This window comes from Streptomyces xylophagus (genome assembly GCF_000716435.1).
In the GTDB taxonomy this organism is placed as follows: Bacteria; Actinomycetota; Actinomycetes; order Streptomycetales; family Streptomycetaceae; genus Streptomyces; species Streptomyces xylophagus.
Genome location: NZ_JNWO01000015.1, coordinates 297751 through 315364 on the forward strand (window position 1 = coordinate 297751; position 17614 = coordinate 315364).

Below are 17614 nucleotides of genomic sequence, written 5' to 3' on the forward strand. Positions count from 1 at the left end.
CGACGGGTGCCGACACGAGGAGGTCAGCTGAGTGCGCCAGGTACTGACGGTCTGTCCGGAGGGCACCGGGGATGCCCGGACGATCGGAGAGGCCCTGGCCAGGGCGCGCGGCGGCGCCGTGCTGAGCGTGCGCCCCGGGACGTACGAGGAGAACCTCGTCGTCACCACCCGGGTGACCATCGTCGCCGAACAGGCGCGCGGCACCGTCCGGTTGGCACCGCGCAAGGGCATCGTGATCTCGCTGCGCGTGGACGCGGTGATGCTGACCGACCTGGTGGTGCAGGGCCAGGACGAGGAACAGCCCGCCGTGGACGCCTCGCACGGGCAGGTCGCGATGCAGGGCTGCGATCTGTCCGGCGCCTCGTGGACGACCGTACTGGCGCGCAACTCCGGGTCGTTGGCGATGCGCGAGTGCCGGATATCCAACCGCACCGGCGCCGGTGTCGTGGTCACCTCGTCCACGGAGAGCTCGCTGGAGTCCTGCACCCTCGAACACCTCGGCACCAGCGGTGTGGTGATCGGCGAGCGCGGCCGGGCGACGCTGCGCGGCTGCACGGTGCGGGACGCGCGCGGCAACGGCGTGCTCGCCAACGGCGACGCCCAGGGCTCCGTCGAGGACTGTGACCTCTCCTCAACGGACAAGCCCTCACTGGCACTTGAGGAGCGCAGCGCGCTGCGGGTGCTGCGGACGGTGATCCGCGACACCTCGATCGGCGTGCATGTCACCAGCGCCGCCCGCTGCGAGCTGGAGGAGGTGCGGGTCACCGGCAGCAGCGGGCCCGGCATCATCGTCTCGCACGGCAGCGACCCGGTGCTGCGCCGCTGCCGTACCGCCCGCACGACGGGCAACGGCCTGCTGGTGACGGACCGTTCGCGCGGCACGTACGAGGACTGCTGGCTGACCGGCGCCCAGACGGCGGCGCTGCGGGTGGCCGGGGCCTCCTCGCCCACGCTGACCTCGCTGACCGTCCGGGACGGCGAGTCGGACGGCGTGCTGCTCGAGGAGGACTCGGCGGCCGAGCTGGAGCGCGTGGAGATCATCGACGTCAAGGGCACCGGTGTGGTCATCCGGGGCAACGCCAACCCGCTGGTGCGGCGCGCCCGGATCACCGGCGCGGGCGGCTCCGGTGTGTCGGTGCGCGACGGCGGGCGCGGCCGGGTCGAGGACTGCACGGTGGAGACGCCGGGCGGTGCGGGCGCGGACGTCGCGGCGGGCGGCAACGTCTATCTCGCCGGGTTCCGGGTGAACAACCCCGGCGGTGCCGGTCTGGAGATCGGCGGCGAGGGCACGGCGGCGATCCGTGACGGCGAGCTGGTCTCGGCCGGTGGCTGCGGTGTACTCGTGGACACCGGCGGCGAGTTGACGGCCAACCGGGTGCGGACCGCCGCCTGTGCCGAGCACGGCTTCCTGGTCCGCGACGGCGGCCGGGCCTCCCTGAACGGCTGCGAGGCCGCGGGCAACGACCGCGACGGCATCCGCGTCGAGTCGGAGGCCCCGGTCTCGGTCGTGGGCTGCACGGTGCGCGACAACAAGGGCGGCGGCCTCGTACAGGCCAAGGCCGGCGGTCGGCTGGCCGTGGAGAACCTCACCAGCACCGGCAACGAGTCCCGCGACGCCTGGGGCTTCGGCGAGGCCGAGGGCACCGACCCGGCGGGCACCGTACCCGCCTCGGAGGGGCCAGGACGCCCCGACGGACCGATGGCCGCGCTGGAGAGCCTGATCGGCCTGGACAACGTCAAGGAACAGGTCCGCACCCTCGTCAACCTCACCCAGCTGGCCGCGCGCCGCGCCCAACTCGGCATGTCCGCACCGCCGATGAGCCGCCACCTCGTCTTCGCGGGCCCGCCCGGCACCGGCAAGACCACCGTCGCCCGCCTCTACGGCACGATCCTCGCCGAGCTGGGCGCCCTGCGCTCCGGGCACCTGGTCGAGGTCTCCCGCGCCGACCTGGTCGCCCAGGTCATCGGCGGTACGGCCATCAAGACCACGGAGGCCTTCGAACGGGCCCTGGGCGGCGTCCTGTTCGTCGACGAGGCGTACACCCTCACCTCCGACTCCCGTGGTTCCGGGGCCGACTTCGGGCGCGAGGCCGTCGACACGCTGCTGAAGCTGATGGAGGACCACCGCGAGGACGTGGTCGTCGTCGCGGCGGGCTACTCCGACGAGATGCGCAGCTTCCTCGGCTCCAACCCCGGTCTGGCGTCCCGCTTCTCACGCACCGTCGAGTTCGAGAACTACTCGGTGCCGGAGCTGGTGGAGATCATGGAGAGCATGTGCGTACGCCACCAGTACGCGCTCGCCGACGAGACCCGACACGCCCTCGCGGTGCACTTCGAGCGAATACCGAAGGACGCCGGTTTCGGCAACGGCCGTGCCGCACGCCAGGTGTTCGAGGAGATGGTCGACCGGCAGGCCGTACGGCTGTCCGCGCTCACCGACGTCACCGAGCAGGACCTCTCCCTGTTGCTGCCGCAGGACATCAGCGAGGAGGCGGCACGCACGGCCGCCGACGGCCCGAACGCCACCGACCCCGGCGACGACGCGCTGAGCAGGCTGGACGCGCTGGTCGGACTGCACGCGGTGAAGCGGGACGTCACCGACCTCGTCAACCTGGTGTCGACGGCCAAACAGCGCGAGGCCGCCGGACTCCCCGTGCCCCGCCTCAGCCACCACCTCGTCTTCACCGGCCCGCCCGGCACCGGCAAGACCACCGTGGCCCGCCTCTACGGCGAACTCCTCGCCTCCTTGGGCGTGTTGCCGCGCGGCCAGCTCGTCGAGGTGTCCCGCGCCGACCTCGTCGGCCGATACGTGGGCCACACCGCGCAGTTGACCCGCGAGGTCTTCGAACGGGCCCTGGGCGGTGTGCTGTTCGTCGACGAGGCGTACACCCTCACCCCGCGCGAGGCGTCCGGCTCCGACTTCGGCCGGGAGGCCGTCGACACGCTGCTGAAGCTGATGGAGGACCACCGCGACCAGGTGGTCGTCATCGTCGCCGGATACACCCAGGAGATGGAGACCTTCCTGGCCTCCAACCCGGGCCTGTCGTCGCGGTTCTCGCGCCGGGTCGAGTTCGCCGACTACTCCTCCGACGAACTGGTCACCATCGTGCGCGAGCACGCGGTGCAGCAGGGGTACGAGTGCGGCGCCGGGCTCGGACCTGTGCTGCGGCAGTACTTCGACGCGCTGCCCCGCGACCGGTCGTTCGGCAACGCGCGCACCGCCCGCCAGATCCTGGAGCGGATGATGACCCGCCAGGCGGGCCGCCTCAGCCGGCTGGCCGTACCCAGCCTCGACGACCTGCGGCTGCTGCTCCCGGAGGACCTCGCGGATCCGGCGAGTGCCTCCTCCACCTCCAGCGGGGCGGCCCGGGCATGACGACGACACACGGCAAGGTCTCCGCCGCCGCTCTGGCGCTGCTGCTGACGGCTTCCGCGAGCGCACTCGGCGCCGGGTCCGCAACGGCGGCCGGCGGCACGGTCCAACTCCCGGTCCTGCCCTCGCGGTTGGACGCCGACACGGCGTGTACGGCGGGCTCGGACCAGCGGGCCACCGACGTGCCCTGGGAGCAGGTCTCCCTCCAGCTCGGCCGGACCTGGGAGTTCGCGTCGGGCGCCGGGGTGACCGTCGGCGTGGTCGACACCGGGGTCTCGTCCTCCGCACCCGCGCTGAAGGGGCGGGTCACGGCGGTCGGCGACGCCGGGACCGACTGCGTGGGACACGGCACCTTCGTGGCCGGGCTGGTCGGCGCCGCCGTAGAAGACGGTGTGCGGTTCGCGGGTGTGGCGCAGCAGGCGCGGATCCTCGCGGTGCGCGGGAGTGATGCGCGTGGGGCGGTCACCGCCGAGCGGGTCGCGGACGGCATCCGGGCCGCCGTGGACGGCGGGGCGAAGGTGGTCACGGTGTCGGCGGCGCTCGGCGGTGACACCGCCTCGCTGCGCTCGGCCGTGGCGCTGGCGGCGAAGAAGGACGTGCTGGTGATCGCCGCCGCCGTACCGGACACCCCGGCGACGGCGACCTCGGCGACGGACAGTCCGCCCGCCCGCGACTACTACCCGGCCGCCGACGAGGGTGTGCTCTCCGTCCTGGACGTGGACGTCGACGGCAAGCGGCCGACCGGCGCGTACACGACCGACAGCGCCGCGATCTCCGCTCCCGGTGACGGGGTGGTCGGCATCGGCCCGAAGAAGGACGGCCACTACATCGGTTCGGGCGCGTCCTTGGCCGCCGGGTTCGTGGCGGGGGCGGCGGCGCTGGTGCGCTCCGTCCACCCCGAACTGACGGCCGCGCAGACCGCGAGCCTGCTGCGTACGTCCGCGTACCCGGCCGATGTGCCCCGCCTCGACCCGTACGCGGCGGTCACCTCGGTCCTGACGCCGGCCTCGGCACCGGCCCGGGGCGACGCCGGTTCCCCGGTGCGGCTGCCTGCCGACGAGGCGGCCGGACCACTCCGACGCGCCCTGTGGCCCGCGTCGTTGGGCCTCGCCGTGATCATCGCGGTGGTGTGGGCGGGTTTGGTTCTGCCTCGGGGACGCCGACTGGGCTGGCGCCCGTCCCGGCCGGAGGATACGACCGGCGCCGAGGGCGAGGGGAGTGCTGTCCCGGTGGGCGCGGGTGCCCAGGGGACCTCGGAGAGCTGACGGGGTTCCGTCCTCGCGGACATCACACACCAGGTGAAACGGCACGGCCCCGGGTGACCGACAGTCGCCCGGGGCCGTGCCGTTCAGTATCTGCCTCTCACTCCTCCGCCCCCGCCGCCAGCGCCGTCTGGATCAGCACCGGCTTGCGGCGGACGATGTGGAGGGCTCGGCCCGGGGGGAGGACCCGGGGTTTGACGTTGCCGAAGACGTAGCCCTCGGAGGGGGAGCAGGACATCAGGATGCCGGGGGTGTTGACCTCGTCCATGCGACGGAGGAGTTGGTCGTTCAGGCCGCGGCCGGCGCCGGTGGCGGAGCGGGCGACGACCACGTGCAGGCCCAACTCGTGGCCCAGCGCGAGGTGTTCGAAGAGCGGGGCGAAGGGGTGGTCCATGACGGTGCCGCCGCCGACCATGTCGTAGTCGTCGACGAGGACGAACAGGCGGGGGCCCGTCCACCAGTCGGCCTGCCGCATGCGGGCCGGGGTGATCTCCTGGCCCGGGAGACGGGTGCGGAGGGCCTTCGCGGAGCCGCCGACGAGTTGCTTGAGGGCTTCCAGGGCGACGGCATGGCCGAGGCGGTATTCCTCGGGGACCGCGTCGACCAGGCCGCGGCGGTAGTCGACGACCAGGATGCGGGCCTCGGCCGGGGTGTAGCGGGCGACGACCGCGTCCGCGACCAGGCGCAGCAGGTTGGTCTTGCCGCTCTCGGTGTCGCCGACGGCGACCAGGTGCGGGTTGCGGGAGAAGTCGTGCCAGACGGTACCGAGGGTCTCCTCGTCCTGGCCGAGCGCCAGCTTGAGGCTCTGGCCGTCGCCGAGTTCCGGCTCGGACAGTTCGGCCGCGGGCAGCCGGTGCGGCAGCATCCGCACCTGCGGGGCGCGCGGCCCGTGCCAGGCGGCGGCGATCCGGTCGACCAGATCCGCGACGCCCTCGCTGAGCGTCTCGGGGTCGGTGGAGCCGTCGCCGCGGGGCAGCGCGGACAGGAAGTGCAGCTTGGTCTCCACGGTGAGACCCCGGCCGGGGATCTGCGGTACGGCGCTCGCCTTGCGGACGTCCACCACGGAGTCCATCGTGTCGCCGAGCCGGAGTTCGAGCCGGGTCGCGGACTGGTCGCGGACCGGGGCGGTGAGTTCCAGCCAGCGTGCGGTGGCGACGATGAGGTGGATGCCGTAGTTGAGGCCGCTGGTGGCGATCTGGTTGAACGTGGGGATGAACTGGTCGAAGTTCTGCCGGACCGCCGACCAGCCGTCGATCACCAGGAAGATGTCGCCGTGCGGTTCGTCGGGGAACTCCCCGGCCGCGCGGCGGCGCCGGTACGTGGACATCGAGTCGATGCCGTTGTCCAGGAAGAACTGCTCGCGCTGGGTGAGGACGGCGGTGACCTCGGCGACCGTACGGCTGATCCGCTCGGTGTCGAGGCGGGCCGCGACCCCGCCGACATGCGGCAGCCCGGTGAGCTGGGAGAGCGTGCCGCCACCGAAGTCGAGGCAGTAGAACTGCACTTCGCGCGGGGTGTGCGTGAGCGCGAGGGCCATGATGAGGCTGCGCAGCACCGTCGACTTGCCGCTCTGCGAACCACCCGCGACGGCGACATGGCCACCGGCTCCGGCGAGGTCCACCACGAGCGGATCGCGGCGCTGGTCGAACGGCTTGTCGACCAGACCGACCGGAACCCGCAGCTTCCCCGCACCGGTCCAGCGGGACGCGGACAGGCCGCGGTCCGGGTCCTCGGCGAGACCGCCGAGCAGGACGTCCAGCGGGGACGCGGTGTCCAGCGGCGGCAGCCACACCCGGTGCGCGGGCGGCCCGGAGTCGCGCAGCCGGTCCAGCGCCACCGCCAGCAGACTCTCGGCGCTCTCCTCCGCCTCGGGCTCCGGCGTGATCGCGGCCGGTGCCGGGGCGCGCGGCACGATGTACCCGGTCGACCAGGGCACCACCTGGGTGGCGACCCGGGCCTGCGCGACGGCACCGCCGCGCCTGCGGTACGGGCCGGAGACATAGGCGGCGCGGAACCGGGTGAGGGCCTCGACGCCGCTCTTCAGGTAGCCGCTGCCGGGCTGCGAGGGCAGTTCGTACGCGTCGGGGACACCGAGGACACCCCGGGACTCCATCGCGGAGAACGTGCGCAGACCGATCCGGTACGACAGGTGCGACTCCAACTGGTGCATACGGCCCTCGTCGAGGCGCTGCGAGGCGAGCAGCAGATGCACACCGAGGGACCGGCCGAGGCGGCCGATCATCACGAACAGCTCCATGAACTCCCGGTGCGAGGCGAGGAGTTCGCTGAACTCGTCGACGACGACGAACAGGCTGGGCAGCGGGGCGAGATCGGCGCCGCCGGCCCGCGCCTTCTCGTACTCCAGCGCGGAGGTGTAGTTGCCTGCCGACCTCAACAGCTCCTGGCGGCGGATGAGTTCACCGTGCAGCGCGTCCTGCATGCGCTCCACCAGGGCGGCCTCGTCGGCGAGGTTGGTGATGACGGCGGAGGTGTGCGGGAGTTCGTCCAGACCGAGGAAGGTCGCGCCGCCCTTGAAGTCCACGAGGACGAAGTTGAGGGTCTCGGAGGAGTTGGTGAGCGCGAGCCCGAGGACCAGGGTGCGCAGCAGCTCGGACTTGCCGGAACCGGTGGCGCCGATCAGCATGCCGTGCGGGCCCATGCCGCCCTGCGCGGACTCCTTGATGTCCAGCTCCACGGGCCGCCCGTCCGCGCCGACCGCGACCGGGACGCGCAGCCGGCCGGAGCCGTTGTGCCGCCGCCAGATCGTGTCGGGGTCGAGCCGGTGCAGGTCGGCGATGCCGAGCAGGGTCGTCAACTCCGTGTCGTTCGACAGCGGTTCGACCGCGTCCGAGGACAGACTCATCCGGTACGGGGCGATCAGCCGGGCCAGCGACTCGGCGGCGACCGGACCCACCCGGTCGGGGCGGCCCAGGACGGTGGTCTGTTCCTTGCGGCTGCGGTCGGTGCGCACCAGCGCGACCGCGTCCGGGGCGATGTCCAGGCGCAGCGTGGTGCGGCCGGGCCGCCAGGTGAGCGAGTCGGACAGGTCGAGGACGATCGCGTTGCGGAAACCGGGCCCGTCGAAGCGGTGCCCGGCCGGGATGCCCGCGCCGTCCACCACGACCACCACCAACGGCTCGTCACGGCCCGGTACGGCGTCGGGGTCGAACGCGGGCCGCTCGGAGAACTCGCTGCCGAGCTGGTCCTCCAGGTCGGTGAACGCGGATGCCACCATGCGCAACGGACCGGCGCCGTCGGTCTCTTGGGGATGCTGGTTGTGGGGCAGCCACTTCACCCACTCCCACTCCGCGCGCACCTCGTCACCGGCGCAGACGGCGATCCACAGCTCCTCCGGCGGGTGGAACAGGGCCAGTTGGCACAGCGCGGCGCGCAGCATCCCCCGGGTGGCGTCGCGGTCGCCGCGCACCAACACCCTTGACCAGGAACGGAGATAGAGCGCGATGGGCTGGCCGGGGACCGTGCTGTAGGCGCGGATGAAGCGGCGCAGGGCGTGCGCGGACAGCGGTTCGAGGTCCTCGACAGGCTTGCTGGACACGGGGGTGAGCCGCATGGCGAGCTGCTGGTCGCCGACGGCGATCCGGACCTCGCCGAAGTCGTCGTCCTTGACCCGGCGTTCCCACAGCCGCGTGGTGCGGACCATGGTGCGCAGCACCCGGGGCTCGGGGTGACGCCAGGCGAGCGCGAGCTGCTGCTCGATCACGGCGCGCTGCACGGTACGCCGACTCTGCGCCAAGTAGCGCAGATAGTCCCGGCGTTCACCACGCAGCCGCTGCTTGCGGTCGCCGGCCTTGCGCATGACCTGACCGACCATCATCGCGCCGGCGGCCATCACCATCATGCCGAGCGCGAGATACATGAAGATGCCGCTGGACTGTCCGCCCGACCGCATGAACATCATCATCATCGAGACCGACATCATCGCCATCGGCAGATACGTCCACACCGCGGACGTGTCCGGGACGGTCTCCATGAGGGTCGGCGGTTCCTGCAGGACCAACTCGCCGGCGGGCATGTCGGGTCCGCGACGGCGGGCCGGACGACGGAACAGGACCACGCTCAACGCTTGGGGCTCCTAACGGACTTCGCGCACCGCGGCGGTACGTGGGGGGCGTGCACCGGATCTGGCCTCGGTACTGGCACGGTGGAGGATGCTGTCAACACCGTTCGTGGGGGCTCCCGTTGACACGCGTCGTAGGGAGTGTCAGTAGTGTGCACCCCGTCAACTCTGTACGTCCATGTCACCCCCCTGCTTCACAGGCACCCCTCGCTCCCCCCACCTCGCACGCCGCGCCGCGTGCCCCCGTTTCGATGTTCAGGAGACGTGAGCCCCGGTATGACCGACACTTCCGTGACCGGACTGTGCCATCTGACCGTGCGCGCCCCGGCCCGCACCATCGACCTCGCCGTGCCGTCCGACGTGCCGGTCGCCGACCTGCTGCCCACGGTGCTGCGGTACGCGGGGGAGGAGGCCGAGGAGAACGGCCTCGAACACGACGGCTGGATACTCCAGCGCCTCGGCGGACGGCCGCTCGACGAGGAGGCGACGCTCGCCTCGCTCGGGCTGACCGACGGCGAGGCGCTCCATCTCCGGCCGCGCACCGAGGCGTTGCCCGAGGTACGCCTCGACGACCTGGTCGACGGGATCGCCGCCGTCACCCGGGACCGGCTGCACGGCTGGAGCCCGGAGGCGGCACGCCGGCTGTTGCGCGGGCTGCTCGCGGTGGCGGTGCTGGCCGGCATGGTCCTGCTGGCGCTGCCGGGCGCCCCGGCGTCGTTGCGCGCGGCCACCGCCGTAGGAACCGGTCTGTTGCTGTTGGCCGGGGCCGCGTCGGCGAGTCGGGCCGTGGACGATCCGGCGACCGGGGTGGTCTTGGGCCTGCTGGCGTCGCCCGCACTCGCGCTCGCCGGTTGGCTGGTGCCGGGTGGGGAGTTGAGCGGTCCGCAGGCCCATCAGGTGCTGGGGGCGCGGCTGTTGGGGGCGGCGGCGGCCTGGGCGGGTGGCGCGGTGCTGGCGCTGGCGGCCTCGGCGGCGCGTACCCCGCTGTTCCTGGCGTCGGCGCTGGTGGCGCTCGCGGCGGCGGTGGGCGGTGTGCTGATGACGGTGTTCGACGTGCGCGTGGCGGGCGCGGCCGGGGTGGTCGCGGCGCTGACGGTGCTGCTGGGCGGGCTGGTGCCCTCGCTGTCGTTCAAGTTCGCCGGGATGCGGATGCCGCCGTTGCCCACCAACCCGGAGCAGTTGCAGGAGGGCATCGAGCCCTACCGGGGCAACGACGTCGCCGTACGCACCGAGTTGGCCGGCGAGTGGATGACCGCGCTGTACGGCGCGACGGGCGTGCTCTCGTCGGCCTGCCTGGTGGCGCTGGCCCGCAGGCCGAGCCTCCCGTCGCTGCTGGTCGCCCTGGTCCTGTCGCTGCTGCTGCTTCTGCACGGCCGGGGTCTGGTGAACACGGCGCAGCGACTGGTGCTGGTACTGCCGGGCGCGTGGGGCCTGTTGCTCCTCGCGTTCGGCTGGGGACTGCGGCTGTCCGGCACCGAGCGGACCCTGCTGGTCGCCGGGCTGCTCGCGGTGGCGGCGGCACTCACGGTCGCGGTGTGGACCGTACCGGGACGGCGTCTGGTCCCGTACTGGGGCCGCGCGGCGGAGATTCTGCACTCCCTGCTGGCGATCGCCCTGCTGCCGCTGACCCTGTGGCTGCTGGGCGTGTTCGGCACGTTGCGCGGCATTTTCGGCTGACCGCCCGCGAGACCCGACCGGAACCTGAACGACCGAGCAGGAGGAAAACGTGCGGTCGAAGCGCGACCAGGTGCAAGCGCACACGTTCATGATGGGCCGCCTGACCTCGGGCATGCTGCTGGCCGACCCGGACGCACCGGAGAGTCCCCTGGGCCGTACCAGCCGGGGCGCTCTGGTCGGTCTGATCGTCGGTGTGCTGTTCTGCGCCGGGGCGCTGGTATTCGGGCTGCTCAAGCCGGGCGGCAACGACGCCTGGCGCAGCGGCGACACCCTGATCGTCAACAAGGACACCGGTGCCCGCTACCTGTACGCCGACGGCCGGCTGCGCCCGGTGCGCAACTACGCGTCGGCCGTGCTGATCGGCGGCGCCGACCTGAAGACCACGTCGGTCGGCTCGAAGTCGCTGGCGGGCACCCCGGTCGGCAAGCCCGTCGGGATCACCGGCGCCCCCGACTCGGTGCCCGCGACAGGTGAGTTGGAGTCCTCGCCGTGGCAGGTGTGCTCGACGGGCACCGGCGCGCAGACGACCCTCGTCCCGGGCGCCCCGGTGGAGACGGACCCGGTCGGCGTGAAGTCGGCGCTGGTGGTGCGGGGTCCGGACAAACTCACCTATCTGGTGTGGCAGGGCAGCCGGCTGGAGCTGGACAAGGACTCGGGCGCGGCGGAGTCCCTCGGCTACGCGCCGGTGACCCCCCGCCCGGTGTCGGCGGCCTTCCTGGACGCCCTGGTCACCGGCCCAAAGCTGGCCACCCCGAAGGTCGAGGACCGCGGTGCGGCGGGGCCGGAACTGGGCGGCCGGGCGACCCGGATCGGGCAGGTGTTCCGGGTGGTCGCGGGCTCCGGCAACCAGGAGTACGTCCTGCAGAAGGACGGCCTGCACCCGGTGACGGACACCCAGTCGGCACTGCTCCTCGGCGATCCGGACACCCGCAAGGAGGCCTACGACGGAGCGGCGCCGGACGTCGTCACGCTCGACGTCTCCGACCTGCGCGCCCACCAGGCACCGGGGACCGCGGGCACCGACCCGTCGGTGTCGGGCCTGCCGGACAGCCCGCCGAACGCGATCGAACCGGCGGCGGGGGAGTCGGTGTGCGCCCAGGTCGACCCCGCCGACGGGCAGGTGCGGGTGACCTCGGTGCGGGTCGCCGAGTCCGCGCTGTTCCCGGCCGCGCAGGCGGACCCGACCGCGCTGACCGCCGCGTGCGTCGCGGTGGACCGGGTGGTGATGCGGCCGGGGCACGGCACCCTGGTCCGGGCGCTGGGCGCGGCCGGCGGGACGGTCGGCGACACCACGTTCCTGGTCGGCGACGACGGGGTGAAGTACCGCATCCCGGACGCGAACGCGCTCGCCGCACTCGGCTACGACGGGGCGGCGCCGGTACGGGTCCCGTCCACGCTGCTCTCGATGCTGCCGACCGGTCCCGAGCTGAACGCACGGGCCGCGGCGTCGGACTCGGCGGTCGTGGCCCCGGGCGGCGCGGCGGCCCAGTGCGGCACCGGGACCACCCCGGGAGGCGGCGGACTGTCCGGCCCCGGCCTTCCCGCGGTCGGCGGCCAGGCCCAGGCGGGCGGCTCGGCCGTAGCGCCGGGGTCGGCCGCGAAGTCGACGTCGAACCTCAACTCGGCCTCGGGCACGGCGAACTGACGAATTCACGCCGATCGGGATCGTGTTCACGCCAATCCCGTTCGAGCTCAGAACCGGAATCCGCGGAGTCACGTGTTCCGGTCAAGTTGCCTAGCAGTAAAAGGCGTTGATCGGAACCGGATGGCAACCTCAGATCTTCCTCAGTTCGTTGCCACCGCAACTTCCGTCAACCTAGGCTCAGTTGTGCTCGCACTGTAGATCGACTTACGAAAGGTGGGACGATGGCTGGAGATGGCCAGCAGTCAAGCGAAGGTTCGACCCGGAACGGAATCCAGGCCCTGGAGAGCGCCTTCAGCGGCATCGTGAAGATCCGTCAGGACGTCGACAGCACCCGTTCCACCCTGGGCAGTGGCTACCAGGGCAGCGACGGCGGCCAGTACGGCCAGCTCCTCGCGCAGTGGGACGGTCAGTGCAACGTCATCCTCAAGAACCTCGAGGACGTCATCGACCGGCTGAACCAGAGCCTCGTGGAACACAACAAGACCCAGGGTTCCTCGAACGACTCCATCAACCAGGCGTACAACGCGTCGCAGTCGGCCTTCGACCAGCTGGCCGGCTGACCGACGCACCGCCTTCCCCGTGACCTCGCGGTCACGTCCGATCCCCACATCGTGTAAGAGAGGCAAGCTGTGGCAGACAACCTGTCCGACGGTGTCATCTACGTCAGCTACAACCACATGTCGAACGCCGCGGACGACATGGTGGCGCAGACCAAGGCGATCGCCCAGACGCTCTCCAGCCTCGAGCAGGAACTCGGCGAGCTGTCCAAGACCTGGTACGGCAACGACGCCGACACCTACCGCCAGAAGCAGGCGGCCTGGGACGGCGCGGTGCAGAACATGGAGACGCTGCTCACCTCGCACTCGCAGCTCCTCAACGAGATCTCCAACAGCTACAAGTACAGCGAGAACTCGCTCAGCCAGATGTGGTCCGAGGTCACCATCGGCCGCTGAGCCGGCCGGCTCACCGCACCGACCGGTCTCGTCGTGGTCGGTGCGGTCAGGCTCCTTCCCGTTCCGTCGCCGCGCCGTACGCCAGGGTCGGCGCGTCCCGCCCGAGGAGGCATCCATGGCAGATCTGACCCATCTCGACTCGACCGCGCTGAAGAACTTCAAGAACACCGACGTCGCCGACTTCATCAACGATCTGCTGGCCATCCGCAAGGACAACGCGGGCGTCCGGTCGTTGAAGAACCTCATCGCCGAGACCGGTGCCGGCTCGGCCCAGGGACTCGCCAAGATCCTGCGCATCGGCCTGATGAACGGCGGCGACAGCTCGGACCCGGTCGGCGGTGCCACGCTCGTGGAGGCGCTCAAGACGCAGGCGACCGGACTGGACAAGATCCTCACCGGCCAGAAGACCCTCTTCGACGACATCGACGACGCGCTGGACGAGACGATCACCACCCTGCTGAAGACACAGGGCGACAGTCTCGACTCGATCGACGGCGAGAAGCTGCTCGACATCTTCGACACCGTCGACGGCGACATGAGCGGCACCGACTCGAAGACCTGAGGCCGGCGCGCGGCCCGCCGGCTCCCCGTGAGCCCGGGCCCCGCCGCCCGGACCCCCCACCCAGTCCCCCCTCCTCCTCCGCAGCGGAGTCCGCCCCATGGCCGAAACCACCACCGGGACCGCCAACTACGACCCGGACGACTACTTCGCCCAGGCCGTCACCGACTTCACCGGCTACACGCTCCCGGCCCGGTCCACGCTGTTCGACAAGCTGAGCAGCTCGTCCAGTGACGACTTCGGCAACCTCAAGCTGTTCCGGATGGACATCCAGGGCATCGACATGAGGTCGGTGACCGCGGCCGACTACTCGGCGATCGGCGGCTGGCACGTCAACTCGGGCGAGGACTACGACCTCGCCTTCTACGACGCCGGCGGGGACGGCGCGCACAGCAGCGTGGACATGAAGAAGGCCCGGATCGTGATGATCGGCGTCACCGTTGACGAGAACGGCCGCGCCACGCTCTGGAGCGGCGGGGACATCGTCGGCGGCGGCGCGTTCGAGGGCTCGTACTCGCACGTCCAGTGGGACTCGGGGCCGATGGCCCAGTACATCTCGGGCAGCAAGCTGGTCCTCGACCACATCCTGGCGTCGCCGTACTCGACACAGGGCTTCTCGTACAGCGGACTGTCCGTCATCGACGCCAACGCCGTCGACATGCTCTCCTTCGAGACCACCGGACAGTCCTTCGACCGGGTGGTGCAGTTCTTCAAGGACCACTCGGACATCGTCAACCAGTGGATGACCTCGCTCGGCGAGGACCAGGCGGCCTGGAAGGGCAAGGCGGCCAGCCTCTTCTGGCATCTGCTGGACGAGCTGAAGACCAACTACGACGGCTACGTCTCCCAGTTGGGCGGCCGTGACTACACGGCGACCAACACCACCCTCGGCGGCACCGTCCCGAAGTCGAAGCTGAGCGACGCGCTGGCCGCCGCGCAGCAGGCGCTGAAGCAGGCGGTCACCGACCTGCAGACCGCGTGGACCAACTGGGCGTCGGACGGCCAGCACGACCCGCACTACCACGTGAAGAAGATCCTCGACGAGATCAGTCAGTGGGTCATCAACAACAACATCAACCACGTGCTGGAGGAGACCTCCTACGGCGGCGAGACGGCCGTCACGACCTACTCCACCACCGACGGGTTCAAGCAGAACGTCCCCGACTACGGCGATCTCACCCAGCACACCACCTGGCAGAAGGTCGCCGACGCCGCCGTCAAGAGCTGGTCCGACCACGCGGACTCCAAGCTCAAGCAGCCGGCCATCGACGCGCTCAGCAACGTGAAGAACGCCTGGGCGGACGTCGAGGACGCCTTCGCCAACGAGGTCACGAACAAGAACAAGGAGACGCTCTCCGAGGTCCTCCAGAAGGAGGAGAACGAGATCGCCGAGGAGGAGGCGAAGGAGAACAACGACAAGCTCAACGACAACCTCAACAACCTCGGGGACAACCTCAACAACCTCGGCGACAACTTCAACAACCTCAACGACAACCTGAACGACAACCTCAACAACCTGGGCGACAACCTCAACAACCTCAACGACGGCCTGAACGACAACCTGAACAACCTCGGCGACGGCCTCAACAACCTCGGCACGAACCTCAACACCAACCTGAACGACAGCCTCAACAACATCGGCGACGGCCTGAACTCGAGCCTCAACAACCTGAACGACGATCTCGGCAACAGCCTGAACAACGTCGGCACCGGGCTCGACGACCTCAACACCAACAGCCTGCTGAACAACGACGGTTCGACCGGCGGCAACGACCCGACCGACCTCGCCAACGCCGCGCTGAGCACTCTCAACCCGTCGCTCCTGAACGGCAACGACACCACCAAAAACGGCTCGACCACGCTCAACTCCCCGACCGGGGGCACCACTCAGCTCAACGGCGACGGCACGCTCACCACGACGTTCCCGGACGGCTCCACCCAGACCATCGACCCGTCGACCGGCCTGGTCACCACCACCAACCCGGACGGCACCACCTCGGTCTCCCAGCTCAACCCGGGCACCACCATCACCAACCCGGACGGCTCGACCACCACCCTGAACGACGACGGCACGCTCACCACGAAGTTCCCGGACGGCACGAGCCAGACCCTCGACCCGACCACCGGCCAGGTCAGCACCCTCAACCCGGACGGCACCACCTCGCTGTCGCAGCTCAACCCGACCGACGGCTCCTTCACCACCCCGGACGGCTCGACGGCCCAGCTCAACGCGGACGGCTCGGTCACCACGCACTTCCCGGACGGCTCCACCGAGACGCTCAACCCGGACACCGGTCAGGTCTCCGTCACCGACCCCTCGGGCCATGTCACCACCACGCATCTCAACGCGGGCGACACCTTCACCAACCCCGACGGCTCGACGACCACGCTGAACGACAACGGCACGCTCACCACGAAGTTCCCGGACGGCTCCACCCAGACCCTCAACCCGGACACCGGCCAGCTCACCACCACCGACCCGTCGGGCCACACGACGACCACCGACATCGACGGCACCGGCCTGCCCTCGTCCTCGATCGACACCAGCGGTCTCAACGGCAACGGCATCGACACGAGCGGCATCGACACAAGTGGGCTGAACAGCAACGGCATTGACACGAGTGGGCTGAACACGAGCGGCCTCAACAGCGGCGGACTGAGCAGCGGCAGCCTCAACACGTCCGGCGGCGGCCTGGATTCGGGCCTCGACAGTGGCTACGACGACTACGACAGCACCCCCTACACCGGCGGCGCGCTGCGCTCCGACGCCCTCGACACGAGCACTCTCGCCGCCGCCTCGGGAACGCAGGCCGCGTCGAGCGGCACCCCGCTCAACCCGATGGGGATGGGCGGCATGGGAGGCATGGGCGGCGGTATGGGCGGCGGCGGGGGAGGCCAGGGCGGCACCACCGAGCGCACCCGCGCCGTACTCACCGATCCGGCCAACGGTGCCACCAGGCGCGGTCGGGCCAACCGGGCGACATCCGTCGACGAGGACGAGGACGTCGTGTACACCCGGCCCACCACGTCCAGCGCCCCCTACCCGGTGGGCGGGCCCGGCAACGGCGCCGGCCAGAACGGCCGGTCCACGGAGAGCGGCGACCGTGCCCGGGAGGCATGGCTCACCGAGGACGAGGACGTCTGGGGCACGGACGAGGGCGGTTCGCCGGCGGTGATCGGCCGATGAACTCGGGACGTTCCGTTCGGGAGAGCACGCGAGGTGCCGGATGAGCAGTGAGTCGATCGAGCAGCGGCTGGCCAAGGCGGTCGCCGAACTGGAGGCCACCGAGGCCGCGGTGGCGCGCGCCGAGGGCGAACTCGCCCACGCCGAGAGCACGGTGCGCTCGGCGGACCGCGCGGTCGAGGTGACCGTCAGCGCGCAGGGCGACCTGCGTGCGCTGACCTTCCTGGACGACAAGTACCGCACGATGCCCGCCGGTCAGCTCGCCGCGAGCGTGCTGGAGGCGGTGCAGGAGGCACGGGCGCGGATGGCCCGGCATGTGATGGCCACCTTCGAGCCCTTCACCAAGGCCAACCCCGAGGCACCCGAGATCACCGGTTTCGACGTGGACTGGAACAAGATCTTCGGGCCCGGTGTCCTTGAGGGCCCCAAGGGCGGCCGACGGCGCGGGGCCGGCCGGCTCCGCGACGAGATCAGCGAAGACCCGGAGGACTGAGAAGCGATGTCGTCGAACGCCTACTCCGCCAGCCCGGCCGCGCTCATCGCCGGTACCCGGCAGATCGAGCAGATCAGCCGGCTGGCCAACGAGATGATCAGCGAGTTCATCACCGACGTGTCGTCCACCTCCGGCTGGCCCGGAGACGACGACAGCTACGCCAAGCAGATGCTGCCGCAGGAGAAGGAACAGCGGGAGGGCTCCGTCAAGACCGGCTCGTCCCTGTCCGAGGCGATCGTCAGCATCGGCGACGGCACCCTCACCAACCTCAAGAGCGTGCTGGGCACCCAGAACAACGTGCTCGGCGCCATCCACGACTCCGACATCAACACGGGCGACACCGACGGTGGTTCGCACGGCGGAAAGCACTGACGCAGAAGATCGCCCCTG

Annotated in this window: 11 protein-coding genes; 10 read left to right on the forward strand and 1 reads right to left on the reverse strand. The window is 70.9% G+C overall.

What is annotated here, in order from left to right; genetic code table 11:
- The first annotated feature begins 31 nt into the window (after nt 1-31).
- Together OO70_RS30830 and OO70_RS30835 are read left to right on the forward strand one after the other, a co-directional pair.
- A complete protein-coding gene (locus OO70_RS30830; RefSeq protein ID WP_043678257.1) occupies nt 32-3376 on the forward strand; it encodes a right-handed parallel beta-helix repeat-containing protein in 3345 nt (1114 codons plus the stop codon).
- The gene (locus OO70_RS30835; protein ID WP_043678260.1) at nt 3373-4638 is read left to right on the forward strand and encodes a S8 family serine peptidase; all 1266 of its coding nucleotides are present in this window, start codon (nt 3373-3375) and stop codon (nt 4636-4638) included. Before OO70_RS30830 ends, OO70_RS30835 begins: the two co-directional genes overlap by 4 nt.
- Before the next feature lie 97 nt (nt 4639-4735).
- Here OO70_RS30835 and OO70_RS30840 read toward each other — a convergent pair whose 3' ends face one another.
- Complete coding sequence (locus tag OO70_RS30840; protein WP_043678262.1) at nt 4736-8668, reverse strand: type VII secretion protein EccC; 3933 nt, start codon at nt 8666-8668, stop codon at nt 4736-4738.
- A 321-nt stretch (nt 8669-8989) separates the two neighbouring features.
- On the opposite strand from OO70_RS30840, the gene eccD reads away from it, so the two are divergent.
- The 8 genes from eccD to OO70_RS30880 all read left to right on the forward strand — a co-directional run bounded on the left by eccD (nt 8990) and on the right by OO70_RS30880 (nt 17596).
- Nucleotides 8990-10390, forward strand: coding sequence for a type VII secretion integral membrane protein EccD (gene eccD, locus OO70_RS30845; protein WP_043678265.1), 1401 nt, complete (start codon nt 8990-8992; stop codon nt 10388-10390).
- Between the two features lie 49 nt (nt 10391-10439).
- Complete coding sequence (gene eccB, locus OO70_RS30850; protein WP_051741758.1) at nt 10440-12035, forward strand: type VII secretion protein EccB; 1596 nt, start codon at nt 10440-10442, stop codon at nt 12033-12035.
- Between the two features lie 221 nt (nt 12036-12256).
- Nucleotides 12257-12595 carry a hypothetical protein gene (locus tag OO70_RS30855; protein ID WP_019065061.1) on the forward strand — a complete coding sequence of 113 codons (339 nt, stop codon included), beginning with the start codon at nt 12257-12259 and terminating at the stop codon, nt 12593-12595.
- 69 nt (nt 12596-12664) lie between these two features.
- Nucleotides 12665-12988 carry a WXG100 family type VII secretion target gene (locus OO70_RS30860; protein WP_043678268.1) on the forward strand — a complete coding sequence of 108 codons (324 nt, stop codon included), beginning with the start codon at nt 12665-12667 and terminating at the stop codon, nt 12986-12988.
- A gap of 115 nt (nt 12989-13103) precedes the next feature.
- Entirely contained in the window at nt 13104-13550 is a 447-nt protein-coding gene (locus tag OO70_RS30865; RefSeq protein WP_043678270.1) for a type VII secretion system-associated protein, read from the forward strand.
- A gap of 97 nt (nt 13551-13647) precedes the next feature.
- Entirely contained in the window at nt 13648-16734 is a 3087-nt protein-coding gene (locus OO70_RS30870) for an AAWKG family protein (protein ID WP_043678272.1), read from the forward strand.
- 40 nt (nt 16735-16774) lie between these two features.
- Nucleotides 16775-17224 (forward strand): YbaB/EbfC family nucleoid-associated protein, encoded by a 450-nt coding sequence (locus OO70_RS30875; RefSeq protein WP_043678273.1) that lies wholly within the window; start codon nt 16775-16777, stop codon nt 17222-17224.
- A 6-nt stretch (nt 17225-17230) separates the two neighbouring features.
- A complete protein-coding gene (locus tag OO70_RS30880; RefSeq protein ID WP_043678274.1) occupies nt 17231-17596 on the forward strand; it encodes a hypothetical protein in 366 nt (121 codons plus the stop codon).
- Nucleotides 17597-17614 lie beyond the last annotated feature (18 nt).

Coding starts and splice junctions, on each gene's coding strand:
- OO70_RS30835 (WP_043678260.1), top strand. CDS start 3,373: ATGACGACGACACACGGCAAGGTCTCCGCCGCCGCTCTGGCGCTGCTG.
- OO70_RS30840 (WP_043678262.1), bottom strand. CDS start 8,668: ATGCCCGCCGGCGAGTTGGTCCTGCAGGAACCGCCGACCCTCATGGAG.
- eccD (WP_043678265.1), top strand. CDS start 8,990: ATGACCGACACTTCCGTGACCGGACTGTGCCATCTGACCGTGCGCGCC.
- OO70_RS30855 (WP_019065061.1), top strand. CDS start 12,257: ATGGCTGGAGATGGCCAGCAGTCAAGCGAAGGTTCGACCCGGAACGGA.
- OO70_RS30865 (WP_043678270.1), top strand. CDS start 13,104: ATGGCAGATCTGACCCATCTCGACTCGACCGCGCTGAAGAACTTCAAG.
- OO70_RS30870 (WP_043678272.1), top strand. CDS start 13,648: ATGGCCGAAACCACCACCGGGACCGCCAACTACGACCCGGACGACTAC.
- OO70_RS30875 (WP_043678273.1), top strand. CDS start 16,775: ATGAGCAGTGAGTCGATCGAGCAGCGGCTGGCCAAGGCGGTCGCCGAA.
- OO70_RS30880 (WP_043678274.1), top strand. CDS start 17,231: ATGTCGTCGAACGCCTACTCCGCCAGCCCGGCCGCGCTCATCGCCGGT.